This window comes from Lachnospiraceae bacterium JLR.KK002 (assembly GCA_036941025.1).
Classification (GTDB): domain Bacteria; phylum Bacillota; class Clostridia; order Lachnospirales; family Lachnospiraceae; genus Petralouisia.
Genome location: JAYMNP010000001.1, coordinates 2,258,995 through 2,277,169 on the forward strand (window position 1 = coordinate 2,258,995; position 18,175 = coordinate 2,277,169).

General features: G+C 48.4%; 16 protein-coding genes. 1 reads left to right on the plus strand and 15 read right to left on the minus strand.

Translation table 11 applies throughout. The features are described from left to right. The first annotated feature begins 502 nt into the window (after positions 1-502). Positions 503-1,003, plus strand: coding sequence for a Uma2 family endonuclease (locus tag VSQ32_10890; GenBank protein ID MEH2943354.1), 501 nt, complete (start codon positions 503-505; stop codon positions 1,001-1,003). Positions 1,004-1,147: 144 nt separating this feature from the next. Here the strand turns inward: VSQ32_10890 and VSQ32_10895 are convergent, their stop codons facing one another. The 15 genes from VSQ32_10895 to VSQ32_10965 all read right to left on the minus strand — a co-directional run bounded on the left by VSQ32_10895 (position 1,148) and on the right by VSQ32_10965 (position 18,163). Beyond that, entirely contained in the window at positions 1,148-2,503 is a 1,356-nt protein-coding gene (locus VSQ32_10895) for an MATE family efflux transporter (GenBank protein MEH2943355.1), read from the minus strand. An 8-nt stretch (positions 2,504-2,511) separates the two neighbouring features. Next, positions 2,512-3,609, minus strand: coding sequence for a redox-regulated ATPase YchF (ychF, locus tag VSQ32_10900; protein ID MEH2943356.1), 1,098 nt, complete (start codon positions 3,607-3,609; stop codon positions 2,512-2,514). Between the two features lie 225 nt (positions 3,610-3,834). Next, positions 3,835-4,017: a hypothetical protein gene (locus VSQ32_10905; GenBank protein MEH2943357.1), complete on the minus strand. Its 183-nt coding sequence runs from the start codon at positions 4,015-4,017 to the stop codon at positions 3,835-3,837. A gap of 98 nt (positions 4,018-4,115) precedes the next feature. Further along, a complete protein-coding gene (locus VSQ32_10910; GenBank protein MEH2943358.1) occupies positions 4,116-4,853 on the minus strand; it encodes a thiamine diphosphokinase in 738 nt (245 codons plus the stop codon). Between the two features lie 3 nt (positions 4,854-4,856). Continuing rightward, positions 4,857-5,510, minus strand: coding sequence for a ribulose-phosphate 3-epimerase (gene rpe / locus VSQ32_10915; GenBank protein ID MEH2943359.1), 654 nt, complete (start codon positions 5,508-5,510; stop codon positions 4,857-4,859). Between the two features lie 19 nt (positions 5,511-5,529). Further along, the gene (rsgA, locus tag VSQ32_10920) at positions 5,530-6,408 is read right to left on the minus strand and encodes a ribosome small subunit-dependent GTPase A (protein ID MEH2943360.1); all 879 of its coding nucleotides are present in this window, start codon (positions 6,406-6,408) and stop codon (positions 5,530-5,532) included. A 15-nt stretch (positions 6,409-6,423) separates the two neighbouring features. Next, positions 6,424-8,493, minus strand: a complete 2,070-nt coding sequence (pknB, locus tag VSQ32_10925; protein ID MEH2943361.1) for a Stk1 family PASTA domain-containing Ser/Thr kinase — start codon at positions 8,491-8,493, stop codon at positions 6,424-6,426. Further along, on the minus strand, positions 8,487-9,230 hold the full coding sequence (locus tag VSQ32_10930) for a Stp1/IreP family PP2C-type Ser/Thr phosphatase (protein MEH2943362.1): 744 nt from the start codon (positions 9,228-9,230) through the stop codon (positions 8,487-8,489). Before VSQ32_10930 ends, pknB begins: the two co-directional genes overlap by 7 nt. Further along, the gene (rlmN, locus tag VSQ32_10935) at positions 9,227-10,273 is read right to left on the minus strand and encodes a 23S rRNA (adenine(2503)-C(2))-methyltransferase RlmN (protein MEH2943363.1); all 1,047 of its coding nucleotides are present in this window, start codon (positions 10,271-10,273) and stop codon (positions 9,227-9,229) included. The genes VSQ32_10930 and rlmN overlap by 4 nt, the downstream gene beginning before the upstream one ends. A 45-nt stretch (positions 10,274-10,318) precedes the next feature. Further along, positions 10,319-11,632, minus strand: coding sequence for a 16S rRNA (cytosine(967)-C(5))-methyltransferase RsmB (gene rsmB / locus VSQ32_10940; GenBank protein MEH2943364.1), 1,314 nt, complete (start codon positions 11,630-11,632; stop codon positions 10,319-10,321). A 51-nt stretch (positions 11,633-11,683) separates the two neighbouring features. Then, entirely contained in the window at positions 11,684-12,388 is a 705-nt protein-coding gene (locus tag VSQ32_10945) for a zinc metallopeptidase (GenBank protein ID MEH2943365.1), read from the minus strand. Positions 12,389-12,628: 240 nt separating this feature from the next. Next, positions 12,629-13,594: a methionyl-tRNA formyltransferase gene (gene fmt / locus VSQ32_10950; GenBank protein ID MEH2943366.1), complete on the minus strand. Its 966-nt coding sequence runs from the start codon at positions 13,592-13,594 to the stop codon at positions 12,629-12,631. Positions 13,595-13,920: 326 nt separating this feature from the next. Continuing rightward, on the minus strand, positions 13,921-14,400 hold the full coding sequence (gene def, locus VSQ32_10955) for a peptide deformylase (GenBank protein MEH2943367.1): 480 nt from the start codon (positions 14,398-14,400) through the stop codon (positions 13,921-13,923). Between the two features lie 30 nt (positions 14,401-14,430). After that, entirely contained in the window at positions 14,431-16,674 is a 2,244-nt protein-coding gene (gene priA, locus VSQ32_10960; protein MEH2943368.1) for a primosomal protein N', read from the minus strand. Between the two features lie 7 nt (positions 16,675-16,681). Next, the gene (locus VSQ32_10965; GenBank protein ID MEH2943369.1) at positions 16,682-18,163 is read right to left on the minus strand and encodes a UDP-N-acetylmuramoyl-L-alanyl-D-glutamate--2,6-diaminopimelate ligase; all 1,482 of its coding nucleotides are present in this window, start codon (positions 18,161-18,163) and stop codon (positions 16,682-16,684) included. Positions 18,164-18,175: the final 12 nt, after the last annotated feature.

The following is an 18,175-nucleotide window of genomic DNA, read 5'->3' on the forward strand; positions in this document are numbered from 1 at the left end:
TTCACCAAAGCCGAATCATGTGAAGATCAGGGTGTCAAAAAGGTGCACTGCACCCGCTCTATACCATATATTGACGTGCAAATTCATTTGCAATAGCAATATATGGTATGAGCGTAGCACCAAAGGTGCTTTTGACACCCTGATTTTCTTAAGAGAACAAAGTGGACAGATCCGCTTCAGCTCCCTGAATCCCTCAATCATGAGGGACCTGGACGATTTGCTGCGCCATTTGCGGTGTGTCAGAGCATACGCAGTATGTTGAACGTATCGCGTTTAAGCACAATTGCGAAGCAATATTTTCCTCCTGTACGAGTGCACATATTATTTTTATCTTACAGGAAGGTGCTTTCGCACGTTAGCGTGACAAAATATTTCCTGTAAGATAAAAAACAGGGAAATTCCATATCATCTGCCGCTTGATTTTTCCACTCCGGAATTTTATAATATAACAAAGTAACAGTTCACAATGGGCCGGAATTTTCGCAGGAAGGGAGCATATACGATGAGCGCTTTACCAGCAGAAGATATGAGTAACACATACCTGGAACATTCCATGGTAATTCACAACTTCGTTATAAAAATCGGAAACCAGATAAAAGACAGCCTGTGCCGGGTATTCGGCAACAGTGTTCAGTATCAGTGGCGTGAAAATGATGATAAGATCATCATACCTGACGTCTCCATCATCTGTAATATGAGAGACCGGAAAAATATATCTTTCACAGGCATTCCCCGCTTTGTCATGGAAGTTCTTTCTGATTCCACGGAACCATACGACAGAACTGAAAAAATGGAAATTTACTGCAAAGCAGGAGTATCCGAATACTGGATTACGGACTGGCGTAAAAAACAGGTTGAAATTTATATGTTTGACTGGAAAGAAGACGGTTCCTCTTATCCTTATCTTTATAAAACTGTCACGGAAGCAAATAAAGAAGAACTGCAGCTTGTGATGTTTCCTGATTTTAAAATCACTTTCGATGAACTCTTTGATATTGGATAACCAGGATTTTTAAAGGACAGCTTTTTCCACCGAAAAGCTGTCCTTTTTTGTCTTACAGGAAATACCGTGTTACTGTGAAGTGCCAAAGTATATGGATTTCATAACTCTGCACCTCTGTCTTATGCCGGTACAGGTTCGGTTTCCCTACCCCTCCCATTCTCTGGTAATGTCCTTCAGCCAGCGGAAGCTCTTATAATGGCGGTACACCACAGGAATTTTCCAGAATTCATCCAGACAGAGGATAAAATACACCGCCATGGGCGGCAGTTTCAGCACAAAAGCCGAAATAAATCCCAATGGCACGCTGATAAACCACATCACAATGATATCGCATATCATGCCGAACCGGGAATCGCCTCCCGCCCGGAAAATACCTGCAATCAGCAGGGTATTCATAGCCTGTCCCACCACATAATAAGCACTGATCAAAAGCATGAAATCCAGATATCCGCCGGCCTGCTCCGTCAGAGAGAAGAACATAAACACCAGAGGGCGAATCAGCAGCAACACAATCCCGGTCAGTATGCCCACTGCCAGAGTCACAAGACAGGAGCGTCTGGCATCCCGTTTCACTACTTCCAGTTTTCCCTCTCCAATCTCGATTCCCAGAAGCACAGAGGCCCCGGCTCCCAGAGCAAAACACAGAATGGTACAGAGATTACGTACGGTGGAAGCCACAGAGCTGGCCGCCACCACATCCGCGTTCATATGGCCCATAATGGCTGAATACAGGGAAAAAGCCACGGTCCAGGCGCAGTCATTAATCAGGGCCGGAACAGCGTATTTGAAAAAGTCCTGAAGCAGCAGTTTATGGCGGCCAAACATAATTTTAAGGTCTATCCGAAATACTTTTCCCCGTACAGCATCCGCAAGACACAGCAATAGTTCCGCAATCCGGGCCGTCACCGTTCCGATGGCAACCCCCATCACGCCCAGCTTCGGCGCGCCGCCGATTCCAAAGATAAATACCGCATTCAGCACAATATTCATAAGCAGCGCCGTAGTGCTGATAACAGTGCTTAAAGGGGCCCGCTCCATACTGCGCAGAGCGCACAGGTACACCTGGGAAAAACTCATGCAGATATAGGAAACGCCGATAATCCTCAGATACCCGGCTCCAATGGAAATCAGCACTTCATCGTTGGTATAAATCCGCATAAGAGCTGCAGGAACAGTCAATGCTCCCACTGCCAGAACAGTTGTAATCACAAAAGCAATTTTTATGGCAATTCCCATGACCGCCTGTATGGAGTTGGTATCCTTCTTCCCCCAGTACTGGGACGCCAGCATGGTAACGCCGGAAGAAATTCCGAAAAAAACGCCGGACAGAAGAAACTGGAACTGATTGGCCAGGGATACCGCCGACAGCTCAGTCTGGCCCACATAGCCCAGCATAAATACGTCTGCGGAGTTGACCGCATTGGTAATAAAGTTCTGAATGGTAATCGGTATCACCAGCGACGCCAGTGCATGATAAAAACGCCTGCTCTCTGCTTTCATGTTTCCTCCTATACGTTAAACCGGAACAGGATCACATCACCGTCTTTCACCACATACTCCTTGCCTTCCAGACCTACCAGACCTTTCTCCTTTGCCGCCGCAAGAGAACCGCAGTCCAGCAAATCCTGGTAATTTACCACTTCGGCCCGGATAAATCCACGCTCAAAATCAGAATGGATTTTCCCGGCAGCCTGAGGCGCCTTCGTACCCTTTTTGATGGTCCATGCCCGTGTTTCGTCTTCACCTGATGTTAAGTAACTGATGAGCCCCAGAAGGCTGTAACTTGCTTTAATCAGCTTCTCCAGACCGGATTCCGCAAGGCCCAGCTCCTCCAGGAACATGGCCTTTTCCTCCTCGTCCAGCTCTGCAATTTCCTGCTCAATCTGAGCGCAGATAACAAACACTTCACAGTGCTCTTCTTCTGCATTTTTCCGTACTTCCTGTACGAATCCATTGCCTGCTCCGTCGTCAGATAAATCATCCTCCGCCACATTTGCCGCATAAATCACGGGTTTTGCAGTGAGCAGGTTATATTCTCTGAACCAGCCTTCCTCATCTTCGTCTTCCGGTTCAAAGGTTTTGGCCAGCTTTCCATCTTCCAGATGGGCCTTTACCCGCTCCAGCAGATTCAGCTCTTTTGCCAGGGTCTTATCCATCCGGGCGCCTTTGCCTGTTTTTGCAATCCTCCGCTCCAGAATCTCAATATCAGAAAAAATCAGTTCCAGGTTGATGGTTTCAATGTCCCGTACCGGATTGATGCTTCCATCCACATGGACAATATTGCTGTCCTCAAAGCAGCGCACCACATGGACAATGGCGTCCACCTCACGGATATTGGACAAAAACTGATTGCCCAGACCCTCTCCTTTGCTGGCTCCTTTCACCAGTCCGGCAATATCCACAAATTCGATGACTGCCGGCGTCACCTTTCTGGATTTGTACAAATCTCCCAGCTTCTTTAACCGTTCATCGGGCACAGTCACAACTCCCACATTGGGGTCTATGGTGCAAAAAGGGTAATTTGCAGATTCCGCTCCCGCTTTTGTCAGTGAATTAAATAACGTACTTTTTCCTACATTTGGCAAACCTACGATTCCAAGTTTCATTTTTCTGTATACCTCCTTGAAAATGCCTTAAAACAGGAACTTTTCGTAATTTCTATATATTACCACATAAGGCTTTATATTTCCACAAAAATCTAAATTTCTGTCTGGTTTTCCGTAACAGTTCAGGCAGGCTGTTCTGTTACGGTTTTCTGTCATTTCTGCAAAAAGAAACAGGATGTTTCCATCCTGTTTCAGACGAATCCTACTGCTCTGTTTTTTCAATTGTTATTCTTTGATTCTGTCAAGTTCTGTCAAATTAATACCAAAGGCTGTAAGTATCACTTTTAATTCAATGTATCTTTCTTTCATCTCTGCATATGCCGGAGAATCTTTTTCAGATAAACTCATATAACGCTGCAATCGGGAAAATTCTTCTATATTTTTTTGAAGCATCTCTTTTTCAGTCATATAATCACCTGCTTTCTGTGTGCTGTTTATATGGTAATCTGATTATACCAGATATACAGTTACAGTGCAAAGCCTTTATCCAATAATCCATGACTGACTCAGTCCCTGGATTCCACCACCAGCAGTACACCGTCCTGAAAGGATATTTCCGCCTGTTCTGCCGTAATCTCGTTGCTGACTCCCAGGGAATGATAACATTCCATTGTATAACCGTTCAGAGGATATTTGAATCCTGTCAGCGTAAGGCCTGTCACCTGAGGAGTAAAAGGCAGAAGGGACACATAATTCCCGTACTGTTCTTCTTTTTTCAGCACCAGTCCCTGGTTTATCATGCGGATACGATTGTATTTATCCAGCAGCAAACAGGACACCCCCTGCTCCATGGACATTCCCAGCAGATGGATATTCCCCATCATATGGTCCACACGGGTTCCGGTAGCCCCCAGAATATGTATGGTATCACATCCCTGGCTGATGGCGGTCCGGATGGCAATTTCCGTGTCCGTCTCATCCTTTTCCGGCTGAAACTGCAGTATGACAGGTTTTTTCTGCCTCTGTTCCGGCTGTTTTTCGAAATCTGCAGATTCTGTGCTCTGTAATTGTAATTTCTGGAAACTTTCGGAAGCATCTGTCTCTGTCCGATTCCGGAAGCTCTCAAGTATTTCCGGTTTTACCGAATCAAAATCACCTACGATATAATGGGGCATCCGGTTCTGCCTGTAAAAAAATCCCATGCCGGAATCCACAGCAATGGTCATATCAAAGGAATGCTGCCGCATATGGGAAACGGCAAATTCTTCATCCAGATGCCCGCCGCTGACAATCAGTGCTTCCATCTCTCACTCTCCCATCTGTTTCAGAAATTTTCTCACGTTCTCGGAAATATCTCCCTGAAAGACCGCATTTCCGGATACCACGATATTGGCGCCAGCTTCCAGCACCTTTCCCACATTGGACAAAGTAATGCCTCCGTCTACCTCAATATCCGTATCCAGCCCTCTGTCGTCCAGAATATGACGCAGATTCCGAACTTTATCGAGAACATAAGGAATGAATTTCTGTCCTCCAAATCCCGGATTTACCGCCATAAGCACCACCATATCCAGTCCGGGCAGCACATATTCCAGAACACTCAGATCCGTGGCCGGATTCAGAGCCACAGAAGTCTTCACCCCCTGCTCCCGGACTCTCTCCAGCGTCCGGTCCAGGTGCCGACATGCCTCTGCGTGAACCGTGATAATATCGGCCCCGCAGTCTGCAAATTCATGAACATAACGTATGGGTTCTTCCACCATCAGATGAACGTCAAAAATCTGCCCGCTGCAGGGACGGACAGACCGGATAACCGGTATTCCACATGAAATATTCGGTACAAAGTTTCCATCCATCACATCAATGTGAAGATATCCGGCCCCTGCCTCCTCAAGTTCTTTCACCTGCTGACCCAGACGGGAAAAATCCGCTGACAGTATAGACGGCGCTAAACAGTTCATACATTTTCTCCTTCGATTTCTAATATTTCTTTCTGTTTTTCAGTTCTTCGTAAAATATCGCATAATTTTCGTAACGGGAAGGACTGATTTTCCCCTCCGCAAGAGCCTGTTTCACTCCGCAGTCCGGCTCCTGCATATGATTGCAGCCCTGGAACCTGCAAAAAAGCTCATATTTCTCAAATTCCCGGAAATACCCTTTCAGTTCCTGTGCTTCTGTTCCGGTCAGATACAGGGAACTGAACCCAGGAGTATCCATAATATATGTGTGCTCCCGGACATGTATCAGCTGAGAATGACGGGTGGTATGCCGACCCCGTTCAATTTTCTCGCTGATGGCCCCCGTCTCCATGGCTGCCTTTGGCTGAAGCAGATTGATCAGAGATGATTTGCCCACGCCGGAAGGCCCTGCCACCGTGGTAGTCTTCTGCTCCAGTACCTGAAAAAGCGGTTCCAGCCCCTGCTTCCTGGCAGCGCTGGCAAACAGGACACGATAACCGCAGCATTCATACATCTGCCGGAGTCTCTGAATCTCTCCTTCTTCTGCCAGATCCTGTTTGTTAAAACAGATTACCGTTTCCAGCTGCTGCTGTTCCATCATAATCAGAAACCGGTCCAGCAGGTTGAAATTCGGTCTGGGCTTATCCACTGCAAAAATCACCAGCGCCTGGTCCACATTGGCTACTGCCGGACGAATCAGCGCATTCTTACGGGGCAGAATCCCCTTAATATTTCCGGTCTGCTCCTGCCGGCTGATGATATCAATTTCCACATCGTCCCCCGGCAGAGGCTTTATTTTCTCTTTTCTGAAAATTCCTTTTGCCTTACACTCAAAGATTCCGGCTTCCATTACGTGTACATAGTAGAAGCCGGCAATCCCTTTTATAATTTTTCCCTGCATATTCCACTTCCCGCATTAATTCTGTGTAAATGCAATGCCTTCTTTCGTGGTCTGGTCTTCTTCGGTAATTTCCGCATCGTCTTCATCCAGATACGTCCATTTCCAGTCAATGACAAAATATCCCTGACTGCAGTTCTCAATATTGGACGCATTTACCGTATAGGGGAAGGATGTGGCTTTCCAGCTGCCGATTACGTCATCCCCCTCTGATTTGTACAGAGTAATTCTGGCTTCCACACGGGTTGCATTATCCGGAATGAAATTCGGCAGTTCGATGGAATAATTATTCAGTGAATAATATGTGGTGGTTATCTTCCTGCCCAGGCTGATAACCAGCGTAATCTGGGTACCCTTTTCCACTGTTTTGCCCGGTGTAAGACTCTGGCTGATTACATTGCCTTCGGGGATATCGTCTGCATAATCAGAAGAAGTGCTGACCACTTCAATCCCCGCCGCCGCCAGTTCTTCCCTGGCTTCTGCCTCCGGTTTGTTCCGCACATCCGGCACCTGGAAGGTCTCCCGGCCTTTGCTGAGCATTACCGTAACCGTATCTCCCTTCTTTGCCCTGGCTCCGGCGTCCGGGCTCTGGGAAATAACCTGGTCGTTGGGAATGGAATCGTCAAACTGGTAATCAAATACAGGCACCAGACCTGCATTCCGCAACGTGGACTCTGCTTCGCTTTTGGGTTTCCCTTTCACATCCGGCACATCAAATTCTCCCACACCGCTGCTGATAATGACCTGTATGGTGGTATTCTTATCCACCATAGTGCCCGCTTCCTCGCTCTGGGATATAATCTGGCCTTCCGGATATTCCTCAGAGGACTCCTCGCCGCCTCTTTTAATGCCGAGATGTATTGTATTCAGGGCATCCTGCGCCTCATCGTAAGTGTAACCTTTCAGGTCAATCATTTCCACTTTTTCAGATTCTTCTTCCTGTTGGACCTGATCCTCTTCCGGCTTCTTCTCTTCTTTCTTTTTGTCGCCGAATTTAAACAGCCCCAGGAAACTGCCACCGATATACACAATAATCACCACAATAATAATGGCCGCCACAATTCCCATAATGGTCACTGCTTTCTCCATTTTGGGATTCAGAAATCCCTCGTCATCCTCGTCCTCTTCCGGCTCGTCTTCTTCCTCTTCTTTCTCTTCCTGGTAATAAATACTTCTGGTCTGCTCTTTGATACTCTCCACCTCGTCGGGCTTCATAACTCTTGTCTTATCCTGCTGCCCCAGAGGCACCATCACTACAAAATCCTCATCCGGACTGATCAGGGCCTTTTTTAAATCCATCAGCAAATCACTGATACTGTTGTAACGCCTGTCAGGGCTTTTCTGCGTACACTTTAAAATAATTTTCTCAATGCTCACAGGCAGACCTGGCGCATAGGCGCTGGGCACCACCATTTCTTCCTGCAAATGCTGAATAGCCACCGCCACGGTGGATTCCCCGTCAAAAGGCACCCGCCCGGTTACCATCTCGTACATAACAATTCCCAGCGAATAGATGTCTGTTTTCTCATCTACAAATCCGTTTCTGGCCTGTTCCGGAGAAGCATAATGGACGGAACCCATCACGTCAGAATTGATGGTATTGGTATTTGCCACCCTTGCAATACCGAAATCCGTCACTTTGACCTTGCCCTCTGTGGAAATAATAATATTCTGTGGCTTAATATCCCGGTGAATAATATGTTTGTTATGGGCCGCTTCGATGCCCCGGCCCACCTGAATGGCAATGCTGACAGCTTCTTTAAAAGAAAGCTGCCCTTTCTTCTCAATGTAGGTTTTCAGGGTAATTCCTTCCACATATTCCATAACAATATAGTGGATGGAATTCTCACTTCCCACATCATAAATATTCACAATATTGGGATGTTCCAGTACCGCCGCGGACTGAGCCTCCGTCCGGAACTTCGTGACAAAATTCACGTCTTCGGAAAATTCCGGTTTCAGCACCTTAATGCCCACAAAACGGCCAAGGGTATGGTCTTTTGCTTTGTAGACGTCCGCCATTCCTCCGGACCCTGCTTTTCCTACTATTTCATATCTGTCTCCCAGATAGATTCCCTCTCTTAACATATTTTCACCTCACCTGAAAATGGTTCTGTCAAAATCACTGTAATATTATCATTTCCGCCATATTCATTGGCCGTATCTATCAGCTCCTGCATGGCTGCCCCAATGTCCTGATTTTCATTTACAATTTCAAAAATTTCCTCATCTTCCAGCATATCCGTCAATCCGTCGGAACACATCAGAATCCTGTCCCCGTCTTTTAACTCCACCTCAAAAAAATCCACCTCAACCTCCCGGCCTCCGCCGACAGCTCTGGTGATAATATTCCGGTCCGGATGGATTCTGGCCACTTCCGGAGAAATTTCCCCTCTGCGCACCATCTCCTGCACGTAGGAATGATCCTTTGTAATCTGTTCCATATCCGCTCCAAGCACATACAGGCGGCTGTCGCCCACATTGGCCACGCACAGTTCCCTGTCCTGCACCGTGGCCACCACCACGGTGGTTCCCATACCCTCCAGATCTATATCTGTCCGGGCTTTTTCCATAACTGCCTGATTTGCCTCTGCAATTGCTCTCCGAATCACAACTGCGGGAGAATGCTCGCTGCTGTTTCTCACAGCGTTTACAATTACTTCCACGGTATATCTGGACGCATAATCTCCCGCATTATGGCCGCCCATACCATCTGCCAGAATAAACAGATTCGGCAGATTCCCAACCGGTGTTTCCGAGATATACATATAATCCTGATTCATATCACGTCTTCTTCCTGTATCTGTTCCGGAAAAAGTCCTCATGCCTCTCCCTGCCTTTCTGAAAATCCTTTTCTCAACTGTCCACAGGCCCCGTCAATATCCCGGCCCATTTCCCTTCTTATAGTAACATTTATTCCATATTTTTCAAGTTTATTTTTGAAATTCAGGACCATCCGGGGTTCCGGCTGCCGGTAATTCCGCTCTTTGATCGGATTCACCGGAATCAGATTGACATGGCAGTTTACGTCTGCAATCAGTTCCGCCAGCCGGGCCGCATCCTCATCACTGTCATTTACACCGGCCACCAGACTGTACTCAAAGGTAATTCTCCGCCCTGTCTTCCGGAAATAATCCCTGCACGCTTCCACCACCTGATGAATCTCATAAGCCCCGGCAACGGGCATCAGATTCAGGCGCTGTTCCTGAGAAGACGCGTGAAGGGAAAGAGCCAGGGTAATCTGCAGTTTTTCTTCTGCCAGCCGGGCAATATTCGGCACAATTCCGCAGGTGGACACGGTAATATTGCGCTGACTGATGTGAAGTCCGTTCTCATCGCTCAGCAGCCGGATAAATTTCAGAAGATTCTCATAATTATCCAGAGGCTCTCCCGTTCCCATCACTACCACATGAGATACCCGCCGACCTGCAGCCTGCTGAATCCGGTACACCTGTTCCAGCATTTCCGAAGGGGTCAGGTTACGCACCAGCCCGTCCAGAGTGGAAGCGCAGAATCTGCAGCCCATGCGGCAGCCCGCCTGAGAGGAGATACATACGCTGTTGCCGTGGCGGTAACGCATAAGAACGCTCTCCACCATATTTCCATCCGGCAATGCAAACAGATATTTCTCCGTACCGTCCAGTTTCGAGCGCTGCACGGTCACCTGTTTTAAGGTCACAAGCTGACATGTATTGCTTAATTCGTCTTTTAATTTTTTTGAAATATTTGTCATTTCCTCAAAAGAAGCCGCCTGCTTCTCATGTATCCAGGAATAAATCTGTTTCGCCCGGAAGGGTTTTTCTCCCAGTGATACCAGATATTCTTCCAGTTCTTTCTGATTCCATGACCTGATATCTTTCTTTTCCATAAATTACATTCCTGTTCCGGCCTGTATATCTTTCTGCCGAAACTTTTATCTGTTTTCCTTTTTTCTGAATCTGGCCAGGAAAAAACCGTCGTTTCTTCCTTTCTGAGGCAATATCTGCTGCTGCTTTTCCAGAGAAAATTCCGGAAATTCTGCCAGAAACCATGCGGTATTCTCCTCATTTTCACCGGGATTAATGGTGCAGGTACTGTACAGAAGGATTCCGCCAGGCTTTACATACTGCCGCACCACTTTAAGGATTTCCCGCTGCAGCGCAGCCAGCTTCCGGCATTCTTCTGCTGTAATCCGGTATCTGATATCTGCCTTCCTGCCCAGTACGCCCAGCCCGGAACAGGGCAGATCCGCCATGACAATATCGGCTTTTTCCACTTTATCCGAATCGAAAATACGGGCGTCTGCCTGCACCGCTTCCACATTGGCAAGACGGCTGCGTCTGATATTTTCCTGTATCAGGGACACCTTGTACTCTGTCAGATCCCTGGCCTCCACCCATCCGGTTCCTTCCATCAGTTCCGCCGCATGGATACTTTTTCCGCCGGGGGCCGCGCATACATCCAGCACATAAGAACCCTTTTCCGGCGCTGCCCACAAAGCTGCCTGCATGGAACTTATATCCTGCACCTGAAATTTTCCCTCTTCAAAGGCGGGAATCCTTTCCATGGAATCATACCTGTCAAGAAACAGCACATTCGGCTGCTCTCTGTCTTCTCTGACGCGGATTCCTTCTGCCTCCAGTTCCTTTACCAGCGCTTCTTTTGTGGTCCGGCATGGATTAATCCGAACCGCAGCAGGCATTTCCCCGGAAAACGCTTCCAGAAATCCTTCTATTTCCTCCAGGGAATAAGAATTCTGCCACATTTCCAGCAGCCACCGGGGCATGGAATAAGCAACGGACAGGTAATCCAGCGGGTCTTTTTCCCAATCCGGCAGTGAGACTGTTTCCAGATTCCGGCTGATGCTGCGCAGCACGCCGTTCACAAATCCTTTCAGATTGCGGAAACCTCTTTTGCCGGCCAGCTTCACCGCCTCATTGCAGGTGGCAGCAGGAGGGACCGCATCCATAAATTTCAGCTCATAGACACTGCTCCGTAAGATACATCGGATCACCGGCTTTATTTTATTTACTTTCACACTGGAAAACTGACTGATAATATAGTCCAGAAGTATCAGGTTCTCCAGGGTCCCTTCACAGACACGTTTGATAAAACTCCGCTCCTGTTTCTCCAGATAATGGTATTTATCCAGAGTATCCCGGATAATCAGATGGCTGTAGGCCCCGTCTCTGGTGACTGCCAGTAAAATATCCAGTATCAGTTCCCTGCTGTTTACGGTACTGCTCATATTTTCCTCCTGCACTGAATTCCTTCTCCGAAAAAACAGCTTTTGCTTCCTTTAATCATTCCTTCTGGAGGCAATCAGCACCAGACGCAGTAACTGCAGGATGGCAGCGGCCGCTCCCGCCACATACGTCAGCGCCGCAGCGCTCAGAACCTTACGGGTACCCCGCAGCTCTTCTTCTCCCAGGATTCCTGTTTCTCCCAGAATCCGAACTGCTCTTCTGGAGGCGTTAAATTCCACCGGAAGGGTAACAAGCTGAAACAGAACTGCCAGTGAAAAGCACAGAATTCCAATCTTAATCAGCAGAGTTCCCGTATTGCTGGTAATAAACAATCCGATAATAATCAGGGGCCATGCGGCAAAAGAACCGAAATTTGCCAGAGGCACAATGGCGCCCCGGACCGTCAGCGGTGCATAGGACTGCTGATGCTGAATGGCATGGCCGCATTCATGGGCCGCCACTCCCACCGCTGCCACGGAAGCAGACCCGTAGGTACTGTCCGAAAGGCTTAAGGTCTTGTTCCTGGGGTCATAATGGTCGTTCAGATTCCCGGAAATATGCTGGACAATCACATCATGAATGCCCGCCGCATGTAAAATACGCTCCGCCGCCTGGGCGCCTGTCATGCCCGACATACTCCTGACTTTATCGTATTTGTTAAACGTTGTTTTCACTCTCGCAGAAGCAATCAGGCAGATAACTGCACCGATTACCACTAAAATGTAGGTTGGGTCAAAATAATATCCATAATATGGCATATACAACACTCCTTTCCTCTTTCAGGCAATTGCGAAACTATCTGATTCCGGTAAGCCTCCGACTGCAGATAACCATGTTCAGCAAAGGCTTCCATGGTTATCTGAGTCTTACCTCCATGGTGCTGAAATGCATTTCTCACCTTTTGCATGAAAAATATTTATATTCAAATCTTCTGAATTGTACATGAAATCAGTACAATTACAGAGTTTCGCAATTACCTGGTCTAAGACTTCTTCCTGCTATCTGCCCAGGGATTTTCCCGGCTCCAGGGGGAATCCCCGGAGAAATGCAGCGGCTTCCATCCGCTTTTTTCCTTCTAACTGGACTTCCTCCAATGCCAGGATTCCCTGTCCTGTCTGAACATAAATTGCCCTGTCTGTCACTGCCGCGACAGTTCCGGGCTCCTGAACGGCAGTTCCGGCCGGTTCCTCTGTCATGGAAGTTTCTGCCGGTTCCGCAAGCCGGGATTTCCAGATTTTCAGCGTTTTTCCATCCAGCCTGGTCCAGGTGCCGGGCCAGGGATTCAGTCCCCGGACCAGCCGCTCCAGCTCACAGGCCGGTTTCGTCCAGTCCATATCCCCCAACTGTTTGGTAATCATGGAAGTATGGGTGGCTTTCTGGTGATTCTGAGGGGTATACTCTGCCGTTCCCTGCTCTATGGCTTCCAGCGTCCTGACGCACAGCCTGGCGCCTGTCTCTGCCAGGCGATCAAACAGGCTTCCGCCTGTCTCATCCTCCCGGAGAGCCACTTCTTCTTTCAGAATCATATCTCCGGTATCCACCCCCGTATCCATGCGCATGGTGGTCACACCGGTGACTTTTTCCCCGTTGATAACCGCCCACTGGATGGGGGCCGCTCCCCGGTATTGGGGCAACAGAGAGGCATGGACATTGATGCAGCCATACCTGGGCATTTCCAGAATTTCTGCAGGCAGGATCTGGCCAAAGGCTACCACTACCATAATATCTGCATTTTTTTCTCTCAGATACTCCACACATTCCGGCTCCCTGATTCGCCTTGGCTGATAAACTTCCAGTCCGTGAGCCAGGGCCGCTTCCTTGACCGGAGGAAACTGCATGGCTTTGCCCCGCCCTTTCGGTTTATCAGGCTGAGTCACCACCAGTACTATCTCGTGCCCTGCCTGTATCAGATGTTCCAGCGTTCCCACGGAGAAATCCGGCGTTCCCATAAAAATCACTTTCATTCCATCCAGCTCCTTTCCGTTGGAATTCCCTGCAGACAATTGCGAATCGCTTAAATTGTCACAATTTCATGTACAATTATCACAATTTTTCTTAAATATTTTCATCATACAAAAAGCCGAAATGCCAGACGCACCGGACATTCCGGCGAGCCTCTGAATACAAAGAATCATGTTCAGCAGAGGCTTCCATGTTTCTTTGAGTCTCGCCTCCATGGTGCTGAAATGCATTTCTCACCTTTTGTATGAGAAAATATTTGTACTCAAACTTTCTGAATTGTACATGAAATCAGTATAATTACTGAGTTTCGCAATTGCCTGGGAATTCCCTATGCTTCTTCCTCTTCTTCCTCTTCCACTTCATGGAGGGGCCCCTCTACTTTTTCCACATACATATGGCCTTCCAGATGGTCGATTTCATGGCAGAACGCTCTGGCCAGAAGTTCTTCTCCCTCCATCTCAAACCGCTCCATGTTCTCATTCCAGGCTTCAATTTTCACATAATTCGGTCTTGTGACCACACCTGCCTTCCCCGGCAGGCTTAAGCAGCCCTCGTCTCCGGTCTGCTCGCCCCGGCAGGCAATAATCCTGGGATTTATCAGCACAATGGGACCGTCCCCGATGTCAATGACCACCAGTCGTTTCAAAACCCCTACCTGAGGCGCCGCAAGGCCCACACCGTTTCCCTCATACATGGTCTCCAGCATATCTTCAATCAGCTCTTTCATTCTGGGAGTTACCTCTTTTACCTCCCTGCATTTTTTCGTCAGTATTTCATCGCCCATCTGGCGAATAGTCCTCAGTGCCATATTCCTCTTCCTCCTTATTCAAACCCTTTTTCAAAATCCGTTCATGGGATTAAAATCAAACTGTATGATTATATTTGCAAATTCCCGGTGGGTGCTGACAAATAATTCCAGCACATCTTTGATTTTCACCAGTTCCTGATAATCCGCATGTTTAAAATAAATTACCTTTTTATAGATATCTTTTACTTTCGCCACAGAGGCATTGGCCGGCCCGATTACCGACAATCCTGTGATTTTTCCGTCCTCCTGGGCTTTACGCACTTTTTTGCCCAGCAGCTCCGCGCTTAAGGACGCTGTCATCTCATCCCCGGAAGCCACCAGCATCACCATCATATGGCCGCAGGGGGGATAATTCATCATGCTGCGCAGGGCGATTTCCGTCTCGTAAAAACGGACGTAATCCTGTTCTTTTGCCAGTGCAATGCAATAGTGCTCCGGACTGTAGGTCTGTATCACCACTTTCCCCGGCAGAGCGCCCCGGCCTGCCCGGCCCGCCGCCTGAGTCAGAAGCTGGAACGTCCGCTCCGCCGCGTGATAATCGCTGACATACAGGGACAAATCTGCCGCCAGCACACCCACCAGCGTCACATTTGGAAAATCATGGCCCTTGACAATCATCTGGGTGCCGATTAAAATATCCGCCTCCTGATTTGCAAAAGCCGACAGGATTTTCTCATGACCTTCCTTATTCCGGGTAGTATCAAAATCCATCCGCAATACCCTTGCATCCGGAAACTTCTTTTTCACAATCTCTTCTATTTTCTGAGTACCCGCTTTAAATCCGCTGATATATTTTGAACCGCATTCCGGACATACCTTCGGCGCCGCCTCCTCATGGCCGCAGTAGTGGCACACCATTCTTCCGTTGTTATGCTGGCTTAAGGATACGTCGCAGTGAGGACATTTCAGCACATGACCGCAGGCTCTGCAGGACACAAACCCCGCTATCCCCCTCCGGTTGATAAAAAGCATAATCTGCTGGTTCCGCTCCAGCCGGTCCTTCATCAGCTCCTGAAGCCTTTCACTTAAAATAGAACGGTTCCCCTGTTTTAATTCTTCCCGCAAATCCACAATCTCACACGCAGGCAGTGGCTTTTCTTCGATTCTTTTTTCCAGTTTCTGCAGAATATATTCCCCGGTCATTCCTTTGTAATAACTGTCCAGAGAAGGTGTGGCAGAGCCAAGCACCACACTGGCTCCCGCCATTTTTGCACGCTCAATGGCTGTCTCTCTGGCATGATAGCGGGGCAGCGTCTCACTTTTATAACTGGTCTCATGTTCTTCGTCTATGATGATAATCCCCAGATTTGAAAATGGTGTGAACAATGCGGAACGGGGGCCAATCATCACATCCAGTTCTCCCCGTTTTGCCCGTTCAAACTGGTCGTACCGCTCTCCTGCCGACATTTTGGAATTCAGGATGGAAACCCGCTCCCCAAAATGCTGATAAAAACGCATGACCGTCTGATACGTCAGGGCAATTTCCGGTATCAGCACAATAGCCTGCCTGCCGCTGGCCGCCACTTTCTCGATTAATTCTATGTAAACAGCAGTTTTACCGCTTCCGGTTACTCCGTGAATCAGCCAGGTATGATGATGCCCCTGCTCAAATTCCCGCCAGATACAATCCCTGATCTCCTGCTGCTGTTCGTTCAGTTTTATGGATTTCTTCTCTTTTTTCAGGCCTTCAAAAGGATTCCGGAATACCCGCTTCTCTTCCACCCGGAGGATTCCCATTTCCCCCATGGCCCGAATTACGGAAGACGTCATATTCAGCCTGCCCGTCACCACTTCATAGGGCAGCGGGCTCTGCTCCATCAGGGCTCCCAGAAGCCGGGCCCTTGCTTTGTGATTCTTCTTTTCAAACAGGGCAAGCTGCTCCGCCGCCTGTTCCCGGTTCAAATCCAGTACCACAAAACGCTGCTTTTTCTCTTTTGTTCTCTGTTTGACGGGGAGCACTGTTTTCAGCGCCTGGTTCATGGTTCCCCCGTAATTTTTCCGCATCCAGCCTGCCAGGGCAATGAGCTGGGATTCAATGGGAATGCTGCCCTCCACCACGCCGGCAAGTTCTTTTATCCTGGCGGTATCATATTCCGGCGTATCTGTCAGTTCCACCACATAGCCTGTAGTTTTGCGGTCTCCGGCCCCAAAGGGAATTTCCACCTGCATACCCACCGCAAGCTCCTGCCTTAAATGTTCCGGTATCCTGTACTGAAACATTTTATCCAGTTTCTCATGAGAAATATCAATCACAATATTGGCATATTCCGCCATCCCTGCATCACCTGTTTTCTCTTTCCTGTGCCAGTTCATCCAGAACTTCCTGAATCAGCACGCGCTCATCCATAGGGTACTTTCTGCCTGCAATTTCCTGATAATCTTCATGGCCCTTCCCTGCAAGCACGATTACATCGCCCGGCTGTCCGTGGGCAATGGCATATCTGATGGCTTCCTTCCGGTCAATGATTTCCACATAAGCTCCGCTGGTTCTGGCCATCCCAATTTTAATGTCGTCTATGATTGCCTGAGGCTCCTCAAATCTGGGATTATCGGAAGTAATAATACTCAAATCCGCCAGTCTGCCGGATACCTCTCCCATCTCGTAGCGGCGCAGCTTCGAGCGGTTGCCGCCGCAGCCGAACAGGCAGACCAGACGGCTGGGCTCATATTCTTTCAGAGTACTTAAAAGGCTTTCCAGGCTCATGGCATTGTGGGCATAATCAATCATCAGGGTAAATTCATCCGACACCGGAAACATTTCGATTCTGCCTTTTACCTTTGCCGCCTTTAAAGCCTGCCGGATATGCTCTCCCGACACCTGAAAATGGCGGCAGACAGCAATGGCAGTCAGGGAATTATACACGCTGAATCTGCCCGGCACATCAATCTCCACGTCCAGCTCCACCAGCCCTTCCGTAGTATAAGACACGCCAAGATAACCCGGACGTTTCACCAGACGGATGTCCGCGGGACGCAGATCCGCCTCCGGAGAAAATCCAAAAGTCTCCACTTCACAGGTGTGTCCTTCCAGCACCTGCTGCCAGTGTTCATCATCCCTGTTGATGATTCCCGTCCGGCACTGGCGAAACAGCATACTTTTACATGCCAGATATTCTTCAAAGGAAGCATGTTCATTGGGCCCGATATGATCCGGTTCAATATTGGTAAAAATACCGATTTCAAAGGTAAATCCTGCCGTTCGATGCATCATCAGCCCCTGTGAGGACACCTCCATCACCACGCATCGGCAGCCTGCCTCCACCATTCGGTGAAAATAATCCTGTACAATATAAGATTCCGGTGTGGTATTGCTGGCCGGAATCACCTCATCGCCGATGATTGCTTCAATCGTTCCTATCAGACCTGTCTTGCAGCCTGCATGTTCCAGAATGGATTTCACCATATATGTGGTGGTGGTTTTTCCTTTGGTCCCTGTAATTCCGATTACTTTCAGCTTTTCCGCCGGATGATGGAACCAGGCTGCGGAGGTCACCGCAAGACCATACCGGGTATCCGTTACCTTTATCACTGTCAGGAAATCCGGCGCTTCCACATCCTGCTGCACCAGCACTGCCGCCGCCCCTTTCCCGGCTGCTTCCATAACGTATGTGTGTCCGTCCGTGACAGTCCCCTTAATACACACAAAGAGACAGCCTTCGGTTACCTTTCTGGAATCATACACAAGTTCTGTAATTTCCAAATCCGTTCTTCCCTGAACTACCGTATAGTCCAGACGCTCCAACAGCCTGTTTAACTTTTCCATTATAATTCCTCT

Coding starts and splice junctions, on each gene's coding strand:
- VSQ32_10890 (MEH2943354.1), top strand. CDS start 503: ATGAGCGCTTTACCAGCAGAAGATATGAGTAACACATACCTGGAACAT.
- VSQ32_10895 (MEH2943355.1), bottom strand. CDS start 2,503: ATGAAAGCAGAGAGCAGGCGTTTTTATCATGCACTGGCGTCGCTGGTG.
- ychF (MEH2943356.1), bottom strand. CDS start 3,609: ATGAAACTTGGAATCGTAGGTTTGCCAAATGTAGGAAAAAGTACGTTA.
- VSQ32_10905 (MEH2943357.1), bottom strand. CDS start 4,017: ATGACTGAAAAAGAGATGCTTCAAAAAAATATAGAAGAATTTTCCCGA.
- VSQ32_10910 (MEH2943358.1), bottom strand. CDS start 4,853: ATGGAAGCACTGATTGTCAGCGGCGGGCATCTGGATGAAGAATTTGCC.
- rpe (MEH2943359.1), bottom strand. CDS start 5,510: ATGAACTGTTTAGCGCCGTCTATACTGTCAGCGGATTTTTCCCGTCTG.
- rsgA (MEH2943360.1), bottom strand. CDS start 6,408: ATGCAGGGAAAAATTATAAAAGGGATTGCCGGCTTCTACTATGTACAC.
- pknB (MEH2943361.1), bottom strand. CDS start 8,493: ATGTTAAGAGAGGGAATCTATCTGGGAGACAGATATGAAATAGTAGGA.
- VSQ32_10930 (MEH2943362.1), bottom strand. CDS start 9,230: ATGAGGACTTTTTCCGGAACAGATACAGGAAGAAGACGTGATATGAAT.
- rlmN (MEH2943363.1), bottom strand. CDS start 10,273: ATGGAAAAGAAAGATATCAGGTCATGGAATCAGAAAGAACTGGAAGAA.
- rsmB (MEH2943364.1), bottom strand. CDS start 11,632: ATGAGCAGTACCGTAAACAGCAGGGAACTGATACTGGATATTTTACTG.
- VSQ32_10945 (MEH2943365.1), bottom strand. CDS start 12,388: ATGCCATATTATGGATATTATTTTGACCCAACCTACATTTTAGTGGTA.
- fmt (MEH2943366.1), bottom strand. CDS start 13,594: ATGAAAGTGATTTTTATGGGAACGCCGGATTTCTCCGTGGGAACGCTG.
- def (MEH2943367.1), bottom strand. CDS start 14,400: ATGGCACTGAGGACTATTCGCCAGATGGGCGATGAAATACTGACGAAA.
- priA (MEH2943368.1), bottom strand. CDS start 16,674: ATGGCGGAATATGCCAATATTGTGATTGATATTTCTCATGAGAAACTG.
- VSQ32_10965 (MEH2943369.1), bottom strand. CDS start 18,163: ATGGAAAAGTTAAACAGGCTGTTGGAGCGTCTGGACTATACGGTAGTT.